The sequence below is a fragment of the Fundidesulfovibrio sp. genome (assembly GCF_058402725.1).
Genome location: NZ_JBZVFJ010000116.1, coordinates 1 through 12,800, shown reverse-complemented (window position 1 = coordinate 12,800; position 12,800 = coordinate 1). Strand labels below are relative to the sequence as shown.

Annotated in this window: 12 protein-coding genes; 1 reads left to right on the top strand and 11 read right to left on the bottom strand. The window is 69.0% G+C overall.

The features are described 5' to 3' along the window. The 4 genes from ACV4UX_RS14060 to ACV4UX_RS14045 all read right to left on the bottom strand — a co-directional run. A partial coding sequence (locus ACV4UX_RS14060; RefSeq protein ID WP_491593906.1) for a glycosyltransferase occupies positions 1-887 on the bottom strand: 887 nt, incomplete at its 3' end. 3 nt (positions 888-890) lie between these two features. Beyond that, positions 891-2,300, bottom strand: a complete 1,410-nt coding sequence (locus ACV4UX_RS14055) for a B12-binding domain-containing radical SAM protein (RefSeq protein ID WP_491593905.1) — start codon at positions 2,298-2,300, stop codon at positions 891-893. Between the two features lie 36 nt (positions 2,301-2,336). Then, positions 2,337-3,569, bottom strand: a complete 1,233-nt coding sequence (locus tag ACV4UX_RS14050) for a glycosyltransferase (protein WP_491593904.1) — start codon at positions 3,567-3,569, stop codon at positions 2,337-2,339. A gap of 9 nt (positions 3,570-3,578) precedes the next feature. Continuing rightward, positions 3,579-5,075 (bottom strand): hypothetical protein, encoded by a 1,497-nt coding sequence (locus tag ACV4UX_RS14045; RefSeq protein WP_491593903.1) that lies wholly within the window; start codon positions 5,073-5,075, stop codon positions 3,579-3,581. Between the two features lie 64 nt (positions 5,076-5,139). Between ACV4UX_RS14045 and ACV4UX_RS14040 the strand changes: the two genes are divergently transcribed. Further along, complete coding sequence (locus ACV4UX_RS14040) at positions 5,140-5,628, top strand: hypothetical protein (protein ID WP_491593902.1); 489 nt, start codon at positions 5,140-5,142, stop codon at positions 5,626-5,628. Here the strand turns inward: ACV4UX_RS14040 and ACV4UX_RS14035 are convergent. From ACV4UX_RS14035 to ACV4UX_RS14005, 7 genes are all read right to left on the bottom strand, one after another. Further along, entirely contained in the window at positions 5,588-6,538 is a 951-nt protein-coding gene (locus ACV4UX_RS14035; protein ID WP_491593901.1) for a hypothetical protein, read from the bottom strand. The genes ACV4UX_RS14040 and ACV4UX_RS14035 overlap by 41 nt on opposite strands. Beyond that, positions 6,535-7,458, bottom strand: coding sequence for a hypothetical protein (locus tag ACV4UX_RS14030; protein WP_491593900.1), 924 nt, complete (start codon positions 7,456-7,458; stop codon positions 6,535-6,537). The genes ACV4UX_RS14035 and ACV4UX_RS14030 overlap by 4 nt, the downstream gene beginning before the upstream one ends. A 67-nt stretch (positions 7,459-7,525) precedes the next feature. Next, positions 7,526-7,960, bottom strand: a complete 435-nt coding sequence (locus ACV4UX_RS14025) for a hypothetical protein (protein ID WP_491593899.1) — start codon at positions 7,958-7,960, stop codon at positions 7,526-7,528. A 186-nt stretch (positions 7,961-8,146) separates the two neighbouring features. Continuing rightward, positions 8,147-8,974, bottom strand: a complete 828-nt coding sequence (locus ACV4UX_RS14020; RefSeq protein WP_491593898.1) for a hypothetical protein — start codon at positions 8,972-8,974, stop codon at positions 8,147-8,149. A gap of 189 nt (positions 8,975-9,163) precedes the next feature. Next, positions 9,164-10,777 (bottom strand): DNA repair protein RecN, encoded by a 1,614-nt coding sequence (locus ACV4UX_RS14015; protein WP_491593897.1) that lies wholly within the window; start codon positions 10,775-10,777, stop codon positions 9,164-9,166. A gap of 10 nt (positions 10,778-10,787) precedes the next feature. Continuing rightward, positions 10,788-11,621 carry an ABC transporter permease gene (locus ACV4UX_RS14010; protein WP_268885673.1) on the bottom strand — a complete coding sequence of 278 codons (834 nt, stop codon included), beginning with the start codon at positions 11,619-11,621 and terminating at the stop codon, positions 10,788-10,790. Next, complete coding sequence (locus tag ACV4UX_RS14005; RefSeq protein ID WP_491593896.1) at positions 11,614-12,609, bottom strand: ABC transporter permease; 996 nt, start codon at positions 12,607-12,609, stop codon at positions 11,614-11,616. The genes ACV4UX_RS14010 and ACV4UX_RS14005 overlap by 8 nt, the downstream gene beginning before the upstream one ends. Positions 12,610-12,800: the final 191 nt, after the last annotated feature.

Here is a 12,800-nt window from a genome sequence, read left to right as displayed (position 1 = left end):
ATGCCCAGGCTCTCCACCAGGGGGCGGATCTCGTTCTGGAAGTAGGGGCCGCCGCCGCCCAGCACCAGGAGGCGCGCGTCCGGGCGGGTCTTGAGCACCAGGGCCAGGGCGCGCATGAGCACGTCCACGCCGTCGTCGTGCTTGATGTCGCCGTGGAAGACGATGAGCGGGGTGTCTTCGCCCAGGCCCAGCTTGCGGCGCACGGCGCTGCCGTCCAGGCCGGGGCGGAAGGTCTGGGCGTCGGTGCCGTCGGGGACCACCACCACCTTTTCCGGGGCGAGGCCCTTGCGGCTGACCAGGTGTTCGCGCATGGACTCCGAGACCACGAAGACCCGCCTGGCCCGGGAGAGCACCAGGTTCTCCAGCCAGACCAGGGGCTTGGCCAGCAAGGGCATGTCGGTGCGGGCGATGTCGGAGTAGAAGTCGGTGAAATCCAGGAACACGGGGCGGCGGATGATGGCCCCGGCCACCACGGCGGCCATGCCGGCCAGGGGGTTCCAGGCGTGCACGGCGCAGAAGCCGCGCGCGCCGCTGCGGCGGTACCAGGCCTCAAGGGCCACGATGGAGAGGATGGAGGCCAGGAAGTGCCACAGGCGCACCGGCAGGCGCATGGCCCCGTAGAGTCGCTTGCCGAAGCCCGGGTACTGGTTCATCCAGATCCACTCGGTGAAGTAGGAGCGCCGGGAGCCCAGGTCGCGGCTGGGGGCGACCATGTTCACCAGGGCCTTCTTCTGGGCGATGATCTCGCGGGCCAGCCAGTACATGCGCAGGTTGGCGCGCGACACCGGGGGGATGGTGGTCTCCACGATGATGGCCACCTTGGGGTGGCTCTCCAGGTCGAAGCCTTCGGGGATGTTGCGGGCTGCGGTCTTGCGGAAGGAGGTCATGGCTTAGTCGCTCAGGCTAACGGTGGAGTGGCCTTTGGTCAGCATGGACCAGCAGTCCTTGAGGTCGGCCAGAAGGAGGTCGGGGGAGAGAAGATTGCGCTTGAGCCGCCAGAGCACATAGGAGAGGCGCAGGTAGTAGGCGATGTAGCCTTTCTTGCGCAGCTCGTTCATGCGCTCCTGGGTGAGGCCGTCGGGCACGTAGGTGGGCCAGACCTTCCAGAAGTCTTCCCCGTATTCGAAGTTGATGTAGCGGTCCAGGAAGTCGGGGGCGATCCGGCCCTCCTGGATGGCGATGTCCCAGAGCCTGGAGCCGGGCATGGGCACCGCGGGCTTGATGCCCACCTGGGTGAGGCAGCGGATGCCCATGTCCTTGAGCTTGGCGGGGAAGAAGCAGGTCTGCGCCAGCTCCTCCTCGGTCTCGGTGGGGTGGCCGATCACGAAGGAGGCCTCCACCTCGAAGCCGAACTCGTCGAGCACGCGGAAGGCCTTGATGAGCACGTCGTCGCGCAGCTTCTTGCGGATCACGTCGTTGCGCACGCGCTCGTTGCCGGATTCCACGCCCACGAAGAAGGTGCGGCAGCCGGCCTCCCACATCAGGCGCATGGTTTCGCGGTCCACCTGGTCCAGGCGCAGGCTCCCGGCCGACCAGCGGATGGGCTTGCCCCAGCGGATGAGCGCCTCGCACATGGCCACCACGTTGTCGCGGCGCAGCGTGAAGGACTCGTCCATGAATTCATACCAGCCGCCGAACTGGGTGTGGTAGCGCTCCAGTTCGCCGATGAGGTTCTCGGGCGAACGGAAGCGCACGCGCCGCGCGGCGGGAGAGCGCGAGCAGAAGATGCAGCTGAATGGGCAGCCCCGGGTGGCCAGGGTGGGGTAGCGCGTGAGCCCCATGGCCTTGTAGCGCTCCATGTCCAGCAGGTGGTAGGCGGGGTAGGGCACGTCGTCGAAGGAGCGCACCTGCACGCCCGTGTGCAGGCCCTTGACCTCCTCGCCGCCCAGCACGCGTTCGGCCAGGTCCGGGAAGGTGATTTCGCCGTCTCCGGCGACGCCGAAATCCACCTCCGGGTAGCGCTCTAGGAAGGTGGGGTCGTTGGAGATGTGGTAGCCGCCCAGGGCGATGGAGATGGTGTTGCCGAAGCGGGCGCGCAGGCCGCGCACCAGGCGCATGGTGTTGTGGATCTGGGGCGACACCGAGGAGATGCCCACGAGTTTCGGATTGAGCTTCGCCACCAGGGCGGCGCACTCCTCCACGCCCAGCGGTTCCACGCCCAGGTCGCAGATGGCGGTGGAGATGCCCCGGGCTTCCAGAGCGGCGGCCACGTAGCCCAGGCCCACGGGAGGGTAGTATTGAATGCCCCGCGCGGTATGCCCGAGCTTGATGGTGGAATTGAAGAGAAGGACATCTGCCATGATGGTGTGCCTACCTAGTCCGGCGCGTGAACGCGGTCAAGCGCCGTAGCCCATGGCCGCCAGCGTGCGGCCGTACACGGCTTCCCAGAGGTTGTCGCCCGAGGCGGCCAGCACGGCCGCGCGCACGGCGAAGTAGCGCTCGCGGTCGCAGAGCAGCTCCGCCACGGCCTCTTCCAGGGCCTGGGGCGAGTAGTCGATCACGCGGCCCAGGTTCTTCTCCAGCACCTCCTTGTGGGAGGGCGGCACGCGGGTGGTGACCACGGGCAGGCCGCAGCCGATGGCCTCGCGGATCTTGATCACGTCGCCGAAGCGCTTCACGCTGTGTTCCAGGGGCGCGTAGGGGGCCAGGGCCAGGGCCGTGCCCAGCTGGGCCTTGAGGATGGCCGCGCGGTCGGTGACGTAGCCGTGCCAGGTGACGCGCCCGTCCACGCCCAGCTCCCGGGCGCGCTCCTTGAGGCGGGGCAGGTCCGGGCCGTCGCCCAGCACGTCCAGGCGGATGCCGGGCAGCCTGCGGGCGATGCCGGGGAGCGCCTCCACGATCACGTCCAGGCCGTTCTCGGGGCCGATGCCGCCGCAGAAGACCAGGCGGTTCAGGTCCACCTCGCCGTCGGGGGGCGGGGTGGCGCCGTCGGGGATGAAGCCGAAGGGCACGCGGTGCTGGCGGCCGAAGTGGGTGTCGTCGAACTTCAGGATGTCGCGCCGGGCGTGCTCGATGGCGTCGGTGTAGTTCCAGATGTGGTCCGAGAGCAGGCAGGCGGCGCGGTCCATCTCCAGGTAGACCTTGTTGAGGGCCTTGTTGGAGAACTTCCAGGGCGACCAGTCCGAGATGTAGTAGACGCTCTCGCGCACCTTGCCGAGCTTCTTGAGGTAGCCCCCGCACAGCGCCAGGAGCGACTCCACGCCGATGAACAGGTCGAAGCCGCCGCGCTCCGCAGAGGCGGCCCAGAGGCAGGCCGCCAGGTCGCGCAGCTTCAGGCGCAGGAAGGTGCGCGGCCCGGCCGCGCCGTCGGACACGGCGAAGGGCCGTGTGGCCAGGGGGCCCCAGGTGCGGAAGCCGGTGCGCCGTCCGTCCCGGAAGGAGGTGAGCTGGGGCCGGTTGACCATGCCCTTGCGCGGCACGGAGAGCTCCAGCACGCTCACCCGGGAGCAGCGCCGGGAGAAGTAGTCCATGAGCGGCCACGCCGGGCTGTTGTGCCGGATGGTCGCCCCGGACTCGTCCAGGATGTCCGAGCAGGTGGCGATGAACACCGAATCCAAACGTCTGCCCATGGCCTTCCCCTAGGCCTTGCGCTCGAAGAGGATCAGGTTGTCCTGGCGGAAGGTGACCTCGAACCCGGGCAGGTCCAGCTCTTCCGGCGTGACGAAGTTGGTGGACACCAGGAAGGCGTTGAGGCGGTACTTCGCGGCGATCTCCGTGAGGGGCTTGGTGATCAGCGGGAACCAGTCGCCCAGCTCCCACACGCCCACGGAGTTGTCCGAGAGCAGCACCTGGCCGTTGTCCAGGAAGTAGGTGACGGCGTCGGCCAGGCCGTGGGGCAGGCAGGCCAGGCGCACGGGCTCGGGCCGTGAGTTCAGGTGGTCGATGAGCGCGCGCAGGGCCGGCGTGATGGACTTGTCGGGGTTTTTCACTACCAGCTTCACCTGGAAGAACAGGATGATGGCCAGGCAGCCCAGGCCGATCAGGCAGGGCGCGTAGGACACCACCTTCCACACTGCGGGATTGCCCTGGAACTTGAGGACCATGGCCCCGGCCACCGCGGCGGCCGCCGAAGTGCCGAACTCCAGGTAGCGCTGTCCCTCGCCCAGGAAGCGCGTGAGCGGCAGGTTGAAGAAGATGCCCAGGCCGAAGAGCGTGGCGCTCCAGAGCGTGAAGGACTTCATCCACGGGTCGGCCGCGCCGGGCAGCACGCTGAAGAGGGCGCAGAAGGTGTAGAGGATCCAGGGGTTCACGGCCAGGAATGGGGCCACGGGGATGGTCCAGATCAGGTGCTCGATGCGGCGCACGAAGTCGGTGTGCTTGCGCTCCTTGGTGGGGTTGCCGCGCACCTGATGGGCCAGGCGGTTGTGGATGTTGTACATCCAGAAGCTGATCATGAGCAGATGCCCGCGCAGGTAGCGCAGGTAGAGCCCCCTGGAGGCGAAGAGCACCACGATGAGCCCCACGGCGAACACCAGCAGGTGGTGCACGTCGCCCGTGGCCATGGCCATCCAGAAGAGGGTGAAGAAGAACACCTGCATGGCCATGCGGTGGGTCATGGCCAGGAGCGAGACGCCAGCCACGCCCAGGAGGAAGGTCCACCAGACGGGGTGGATCACATAGGCCTGCACCGAGAGCATGGCCCAGGTGAAGATCAGGCTGCCCAGGGTGCGCAGCGAGAGGTTGGAGGCCTCCAGGGGCACCACGGGGGTGAGGAGGTAGGCCAGCTGGGCGAAGTGTCCCCCGGCGGCCTGGCCCGAGGCCGCATAGCCCATGGCGTAGACCGTGAGGCTGCCCAGCACGTCGAAGGCAGGGGAGATCAGTCCCTGGTTGCGGTCGAGCCAGTCCTTGGGCAGAAGCGAGCACAGCCACGGCAGAAGCGGCGGGTTGTCCACTGAGCCCGGAACGATGTACTTGTGGGGCAGGCTCTCGGGGAGGCGCTTCGTGTCGCGGATGGCCTGGGCCAGCAGGGTGAAGCGCCAGGTGTCGATGCCGAAGGAACGGTTGATCAGCCGGGGCCAGACCTGGAGGGCGAAACCCGCCAGGCTGATGCCCACGGCCGTGAGGAGGTCGAGCATGGAAACTCCGGAAGAGGGATTGAACGGCCGGCAACGGGCTTACGTTCGAAGGTGGCTGAAGTCAATGCGTGGCGCGGCCTGCGGGGTGCTGGCGGCCCTGTGCGCCCTGGCCGCCGCGCCCTGCGCCGCGCAGGACCCTTCCGCGTTGGCCGAGGCCCTGCGCCCCGGGGCCCAGGCCTTCGAGCGCCTGCTGCCCGAGCTGGACGCCATGGCCGGCCCCATGAGCCGCGACGTGCTCGACGGCAAGGCCGATCTCCACGTGTTCTACGGGCTGGTGACGGCACGTCTGCTCTATGTGGAGTGCCAGGACACGCTCTCGCTGTGGCGTTCGGCCCGGGCGCAGGATTGCCCGGCCCTGGGCGCGGCGCTCCTGGAGCGCCTGACGGGCACGGCCCAGCGCCTGGAGGGCGCGGCGGACCTGATAGAGGGCGCGCTGCCCATGACGGGCATCCCCCGCATGGGCCTGGTGGGACACGCGGCGGCGCGGGCCATCCGGGCCTACGTGGCCCCGATCAAGGCCCTGGACGCGTCCCGGGAGAAGCAGGCGCTCTGAGGTGATGCGGCTGCGTCGCCACCAGGTAGCCGAAGAGGCTCCCGGCCGTGAAGCCGCCCCAGACGGCCCACAGCGCCCAGGCGGGCAGCGCGGGCGGCTGCGCCCAGAGCGTGCCCGCCCAGAGCGCGCACGCCAGCATCGCCCCGAAAACCGCCGAGAGGGCCAGCCTCCGGACCACGCTCCACCCCCAGAACGCCCTGTGCAGGGCGCGCCAGAGCCCTCCGGCCATCAGACCGAGTACCAGCCAGGGCGAATGGGGGATCGCAGGCTGCCCGGGGAAGCCCCCCACTCCGCCGGTCTGGATGGCGCGGGACATGGCGAGCGTCAAGGTTTCTCCCGAAACCCAGAAACAAAGCGCCCCGAGCGCGATGGCCGCCAGCGATCGCGCGCAGGGCAGGCTCGGCCCCTCCGACGGGAGGCCCATCAGGGCCCGGCCCGCCCAGCTCTGCCCCAGAAGACTCGGCACGGCGAGCATGCAGGCCCCGGCGGCCACGGACGCCCAGACCCTGGCCAGCTGCGTCCCGAACAGGACCGCCGATTCGCGGGCGTCCGGGAAGGTCAGGACGAGGCCCAGGGTGAGCGCGGCGTGCGCGGCCAGCACGGGCGGCAGCAGGATGTCCCGCTGGGCCGAACAGCGGGGTTCGCTCACGCTGGAGAGGAAGAGCACCGCCGCGATAGGAACCGTGCACAGGCTGAACCAGAGCGTGGTGGCCAGAATCTGCGGCCCGGCGTCGCTCCCCCCGGGCGAGACCGCCCAGGGTTGCCCGGAAACGCTCTGGCCCAGGATAAAAGCCAACCCGTATCCCAAGGCCACGGTCAAGGCGAGGGCGCGGCCCGGCGAGAGCGGCCTGTGCTCCTTTGGGGCGTCGCCGCTCCCGGCCGGGGTCTGGGTTTCCGAGGGGTCCGTCATGGCGTCGTCTCCTCGCCGTCCGCTCGCGCGGGTTGGTGTTGCTTGCGAAGCCCCGCCAGATGCAGCGCGGCCAGGGCCGCCCACGCCGCTCCGGGGACAAGCGGCCCGGCGCTCCTGTCGTGCGCCCACACGAAAGCCGCGCAGGCCCCCGTCAGGAGCATGAAGAGAAGCAGCCTGCGCGCCGTGCCCCAGCGCGTGAACGACCGCTGGAGCACGCCGTCCAGGTATAACGCCGCCATAAGGGCTGCATACCCCGGTGTGCCGTCAACGCGCGGCAACGCCTTGGAGAACTGCAGGAACAGGCCGCCGACCATCCAGGAGCCCAGCAGCTCGAAAAACGTGAGGATCGCGGTCCCTTTGAAGGCCAGGGCCAGGAGGAGGGCCGTGACGGACCGGGCGTCAGGCAGATCGGGCGGTTTCGCCGCGCGCCCGGAGCCCCCCCCTCCGGCCCAGGGATGCCCCAGCATTGCGGGGACAAACTCGGAACAGGCCCACAGCGCCAGACAAATCCATACCTTGCCCAGCATCTGCCAGCCCCCCGCGCCCAGGCCCCAGGGCACGCCCAGCTTCAGCGTCAGGCTCATGCACTGGCCCAACACCGCCGAGAGCGCAGCGTGCGAGGCCATCACCGGCAGCAAGATCGCGTCGCGCCGGGCCGAGAACCGGGCTGGGCCAACGCTTGAAAGGAAGAACACCGCGCAGGCCGGGACTGTCACAAGGCTGCACCAGAGCGCCAGGGCCAGGAGGTGGCTCGTGGGGTCCGGCCAGTCCGCCGTGCGCAGCGGGTTCAGCGCCCATACGCCGACGCCGAGCAGCAGCGCCAGGCCGTAGCCCGCCAGGAGCGTCCGGGCCAGGGACCTGCCAATTGGTGGGCAGGGGGGCGGACAAGAAGGGCGGGGCGTTTTTTGTCCGCAGGCCATCCCGTCGTGCGCGCAGGAAGGCGATCCGCCGTCCGCGCGTGCGGCCGTCCCGGCCGTGGAGGCCGCCTCACGCTTCATGGGTGTTGCGTTTGGCGAGCCGGGCCAGGCGTTGCCTTTTGACTTCCTGGGCCAGGCTCAACGCCGCGAGGCCCAGCGCCAGGGTGAGGAAAAAACCGTCCAGCGTCTGGTCCAGGGCCTGGGGCGCAAGCCAGAGGAGCGCCCCCGCGCCCGCCGGCGGCGCGACGGGCGTCAGGCAGGCCGCCAGGGCGGCCCATCCGGGATGGAACGGCAGGGAGGGCCACAGGCGCGTCGCCGCAGGTTGCCCAAAGGCGAACAGGAACCCGGCGGCCACGGGCAGTAGGTGCAGCAAAAGCAGAAGGAAGATACGCCTTTTGCCGGGCTGCGGCGTCCAGGCCTGCGCGGGGTTCTGGCCGGAAGGCGGATCGTCCCGGCCATGCCCGGAGGCCTGTCCGCCGATTTTTGTTGCCTGCTCTGCGCTCAAGGCGTTCCTCCGGCACAATATCTACTGGCGATTCTGTATTGTGTGCTATTCATGCAGTCAAGTGGGGCAAGACGGTTCCGGGGGCCATCGCCCCGTACCCGGGGGGGGGCGGTTTCGTGCGGGCAGGAAGCTGAAAAGCGTTTCAGGACGGCGCGCCGTCGGACAGGGGGAGACGGCCGGGCGCGGTCAGGCCCCGGGGGGAGCGTCAGGAGCAGGAGTTCCGAGCCGTTTTTGCCAGCGGATTAGCGCCACGGTAAAGCACACGGACGCCAACCCCGTCCAGATGGCGAGTGCTCCGAACAGGCCGAGATCATTTGAAGAATTGAACACGGCAGGAAGAAACGTGACAACCGTAAGTAGCGAGAATACGAGTATCCGGCTGAGGAAGTACCATGCCTGGAGTCCTTCATAAATAATATAAGCGGCGTCGCATAGGGCGAAGAAGGCTGCTAGGTTCCAGGAACGTATGGTGAAAAACAGCGTGGGGTCGTATGTTGTGCCACTCCCGGCGGAACCGATTAATCCGAACGGATAATTCACCAAGATGCTCAAGAAGCACGTTTTGCAAAACGTTCTCAGCGAGAGGGCCAGCAGTATGCGGCCGTCGGTGCTTCCGGGAGGCCGTTTGGGATGGTCTCGCATATCCAGGGTCATCCATTCCTGACCGAGCGCGCGCATCACGGACTTGTTTGCGCTTCGAAGCCAGAGCGCGCCCCACAGGGCGCAGAGGGCAACGGCCCAGTTCGACCTGAGCGTCCACGTGGCCAGACCCGCCTGGACACAGAGCAACAGGAAGAGGATGCCGTCGCGCGGGGCGGAAAATCGGTGCAGGCTCCGGCTGGAGAGGAAGAACCAGCCCGCGGCCGGGAACGCCAGTAGCCCCCAGCCCATGGCCTGACGCGCGCAGGCGCCCACGGCGTAGGCCAGGGGCCGCCCCTCGTGAGACTCCGGGGGCAGCAGGAGAGCCCCCACCCCCATGGTCAAGGTCCCGGCTATCCAGATGGTGCGCCACAAGGCTCTGCCGAGCGGAACGGGGGGCAGGGCAGGCTCAGCGCCTGTTTCAGGTTCCGGTGGGGTTGCCGGAACGTCCGGCTGATCCATGTTTGCACCCTTAGTCAAATCAGGCGAGGTGGTATGGACAACCTCATCATGACGTGCCTGGCGCAATGTGTCAAGCGATGCGCTACGGGTGGATCGCTGTGTCTATCCCAGGGGCAAGAGCAGCTTCTCGGCCATGGCACGGCCCTGCTCGCCGCCCCCGGCCATGCGCGAAAGCTCCTCGGAGAGGGCGCGGCCCGTGAGGCGCGTCACGGTGGTCTCGGTCTGGCCGTCGGCCACGTGCTTGGCCACCTGGAAGTGGCGCTCCGCCAGGGCCGCCAGCTGCGGCCAGTGGGTGATCAGGAGCATCTGGCGTTCGGCCGCCAGGGCCTTCAGGCGCTCGCCCACGCGGTTCAGCGTGAGCCCGCCGATGCCTGCGTCCACCTCGTCGAAGATGAGCACGGCCTCGTCGTTCTCGGAGCGCAGGCTCGTGAGCGCCAGGAGGAACCGCGACAGCTCGCCCCCCGAGGCGATGCGGTCCAGGGGGCGGGGCGGCTGGCCCGGGTTGGGCGCGAAGAGCAGCCTGGCCGAAAGCTCCGTGAGGGCCTCGTGCCCGGCGTCGGCGGGGAAAAGCTCCGCGGGCGCGAACTCGAAGAGCGTGCGCACGTGCTCGGAGAAGCCCAGGCCGCGCAGCTCCTCCTCGATGCGCGCGCAGAGCGCCCCGGCCGCTTCCCGGCGGGCGTCGTCCAGCCGCGAGAGGGTGCGCCCCAGGGCCGCGCGCAGCTCTCCGGCCTCGCGCTCCAGGCGCTTGAGGTCGAGCCCTGCGTTGTCCAGGAAGCTCAGGTTGGCCTCGATCTCGCGGTGCAGCGAGAGGATCTCAGGCATGGAGAGCTTGAGCTTGCGCTTGAGCTGCGCCAGCTCCCACAGGCGGGCCTCCACGGCCTCGGGGTCGTCCGAGGAGCCCGCGCCGCCCTGGCGCAGACGCTGGGCCAGGTCCGAAAGGCCCAGGCGCGCCTCGCGCACGGCGTCCAGGTCGGCCTGGAAGGGTTCTCCGGCCTGGGCCAGGTGGCCAAGCTCGCGCTCCAGACGCCCCAGCACGGCGCCCGCGCCCTCCTCGCCCAGCAGGAGGTCCAGGGCGGCCTCGCGGGCCTCCCGGGCCTTGCGCGCGTGGCGCAGGGCCTGCTGGCGCTCCAGAAGCTCCTCCTCCTCGCCCTCGCGCGGGGCCGCCTTGTCGATCTCCGCGCGCTTGAGCTCCAGCACCTCGCGCCGGTCCTCCAGGTGGGCCACCCGCTCGCGCAGCTCCCTGGCCTCGCGCTCCACGCCGGTCAGGCGGCGCGAAAGCTCTCGCCGCTCCTCCAGCAGGGCCTGTTCCGGAAGGAAGTGGTCCAGGAGCCGGGCCTGGAAGGCCGGAGAGAGCAGTTTCTGCTGGCCGTTCTGGCTGGCGTGCAGGAGGAGCCGGGGCTTGAGATCGCGCAGCGCGTCGGACGCGGCCAGCTGGCCGTCGATGGAGAGCCTGGCCCGGCCGGACCCGGCCGAGAGTTCCCGGCGCAGGATCACCTCTCGTCCCTCCAGCACGAAGAGGGCCTCCACCAGGGCCTTGTCGGCCCCGGGGCGCACCATGTCCGGCGCGAGCCGTTCGCCCGTGAGGAACTCCAGGGCCTTGAGCACGAAGGTCTTGCCCGCGCCCGTCTCGCCCGTGAGCACGTTGAGCCCGGGAGAGAACTCCAACTCCACGTCGGCGATAAGGGCCAGGTCGCGTATTCTCAGAAATTCGATCACGGGGATGCCCTTACTGCCGAAGCCTGGGGTCCAGCAAGTCCCGCAGGGACTCCCCAAGCAGGTTGTAGCCAAGCACTGTCACCAGGATGGCCAGCCCCGGGAACACCGAGAGCCACGGCGCGATCTGCAGCACCTCCTTGCCCTCCAGGAGCATGTTGCCCCACGAGGGCGTGGGCGGCTGCACGCCCAGCCCCAGAAACGACAACGCCGACTCGGTGAGGATGGCCCCTGCCACCCCCAGCGTGGCCGACACCAGCACCGGCGCGGCGGCGTTGGGCAGGATGTGGCGCGCCAGGATGCGCGCCGGGCCGCATCCTGCCAGCCGGGCCGCGCTTACGAAATCGCGCCCCTTGAGCGTGAGGGCCTCGGCCCGCACGAGCCGGGCCACGCCCATCCAGGAAGTGAGCCCGATGACGATCATGATGTTGGCCAGGTTTGGCTCCAGGAAGGCGATCACGGCCAGGATCAGGAAGAACGAGGGGAAGCAGAGCATCACGTCCACGCCGCGCATGATGGCCTCGTCCACGATGCCGCCGAAGTAGCCCGAGGCCAGCCCGAAGGCCAGGCCCACGGCCACCGAGAGCCCCACGGCCAGGAAGCCCACCCACAGGGAGACGCGCCCGCCGTGCACCAGGCGCGAGAACACGTCGCGCCCCAGGGCGTCGGTGCCCAGCCAGTGGGCGGCCCCGGGGGGGCGCAGGATGTTCTCCACGTCCAGGGCCACGGGGTCGTGAGGGGCGATCCAGGGGGCCAGGAGCGCCGCCGCCGAGACCACGCCCACCATGAGGAGCCCGGCCACGAACATGGGGTGGCGCAACGCGCGGCGCGCGAACCCCTCAGCCACGGCCGCCTCCGGAGCGGATGCGCGGGTCTGCCAGGGAATAGCCCGCGTCGGCCAGGAGGTTGCCGCCCAGGGTGAGCACGGCCCCAAGCACAAGGTTGGCCATGATCAGGGGGTAGTCCCGGCTCATGACGGCCTGGTAGAAGAGCTGCCCCAGGCCGGGCAGTGAGAAGATCTGTTCGATGATCACCGATCCTCCGATGAGCCCCGGCACCGAGAGCCCCAGGAGGGTGATCACGGGGAGCAGGGCGTTGCGCAGGGCGTGGCGGTAGATCACCGCGCTCTCGGAGAGCCCCTTGGCGCGCGCGGTGAGGATGTAGTCCTGCCGGAGCACCTCCAGCATGGCCGAGCGCATGTAGCGGCTCATGCCCGCCAGGCCTCCGAAGACGTAGATGAACATGGGCAGCGCCAGGTGCCGGACGATGTCCAAGGCTTTGGCGGGGCCGGAGAGCGAGGCGTGGTCCAGGGAGGTGACGCCGGAGATGGGCAGTACGGGCCAGGCGATGCCCAGGCCCAGCATGAGCAGCAGGGCCAGCCAGAATCCGGGCATGGCGAAGCCCAGGAAGACGAAGACGGTTGAGGCGCGGTCAAAGGGGCCGTTGTGGCGCGCGGCGGCGGTGACGCCTATGGGGATGGCCAGGGCAAGGGTGAGGATCATGGCGGCGAGGTTCATGCCCACGGTGAGGGGCAGGCGCTCGCTGATCTTGTCCCAGACGGGGCGGCGGTCGCCGGTGAGGGCGTTGCCGAAGTCGAGCTTGACGAGGCGTTCGAGCCAGAGCCTGTAGCGGACGTGGATGGGCTGGTCGAGGCCGTAGAGCTTTTCGAGGCGTTCGATGGCCTCGGGGGTGATGAGGGGGTTCAGGTCGGTCTGGAGGTCCGTGGGCTTGCCGGGCGCGAGGTTGATGACCCAGAAGCTGATGAGCGTGATGCCCAGAAACACCACGGCGAGCCATACGGCTTTGAGGAGCAGGCGTTTGATGAGCTCGGTCACGATGTCCTCCGGCAAGTGGAGATGTAGCAGGGGTGGTGGCGGGGAGGGAAGGGGTGAAGAAAATTTCGACGGGTGGGAAAAAAGCTGTTGACGAATCCGCAGGACGCTGGCAGAAGCAGTTCTCCCGTGTGGGGCTGTAGCTCAGTTGGGAGAGCGCTTGAATGGCATTCAAGAGGTCGTCGGTTCGATTC

What these genes read in the sequence shown, in the direction of transcription:
- ACV4UX_RS14055 (WP_491593905.1), bottom strand. Translation starts at nt 2,300, where the DNA reads ATGGCAGATGTCCTTCTCTTCAATTCCACCATCAAGCTCGGGCATACC.
- ACV4UX_RS14050 (WP_491593904.1), bottom strand. Translation starts at nt 3,569, where the DNA reads ATGGGCAGACGTTTGGATTCGGTGTTCATCGCCACCTGCTCGGACATC.
- ACV4UX_RS14045 (WP_491593903.1), bottom strand. Translation starts at nt 5,075, where the DNA reads ATGCTCGACCTCCTCACGGCCGTGGGCATCAGCCTGGCGGGTTTCGCC.
- ACV4UX_RS14040 (WP_491593902.1), top strand. Translation starts at nt 5,140, where the DNA reads ATGCGTGGCGCGGCCTGCGGGGTGCTGGCGGCCCTGTGCGCCCTGGCC.
- ACV4UX_RS14035 (WP_491593901.1), bottom strand. Translation starts at nt 6,538, where the DNA reads ATGACGGACCCCTCGGAAACCCAGACCCCGGCCGGGAGCGGCGACGCC.
- ACV4UX_RS14030 (WP_491593900.1), bottom strand. Translation starts at nt 7,458, where the DNA reads ATGGCCTGCGGACAAAAAACGCCCCGCCCTTCTTGTCCGCCCCCCTGC.